Source organism: Clostridium sp. DL1XJH146 (assembly GCF_054819755.1).
In genome coordinates this window covers 1-255 of the sequence record NZ_JBTVVN010000155.1, presented here as the reverse complement: position 1 = coordinate 255, position 255 = coordinate 1, and the positions used below count along the sequence as shown (strand labels likewise).

General features: G+C 51.4%; 1 protein-coding gene. It reads left to right on the top strand.

The window, feature by feature from the left end:
• Positions 1–255, top strand: a 255-nt coding sequence (locus ACVHXK_RS18915) for a radical SAM protein (protein ID WP_461207949.1), incomplete at both ends; no start/stop codon positions are given.

Genomic DNA, 255 nt, shown 5'->3' with positions numbered 1-255 from the left:
ACAAACGGCTCTCTGCTTCCCGTGTACGCGGAAAAACTGAAGCAGGCGGGGCTGCATCGAGTGACAGTCAGCCTCGATTCTTTAGAGAATGAGCGGTTTAAGGCCATTAACGGCCGCGGCGTTTCGGTGAACAAGGTGCTTGAGGGCATTGAGGCGGCAAAAGCGGCCGGACTCGGTGTGAAAATCAATATGGTTGTTCAAAAGGGCGTCAATGAAAAAGATATCCTGCCGATGGCCCGCTATTTTAAAGAAAAG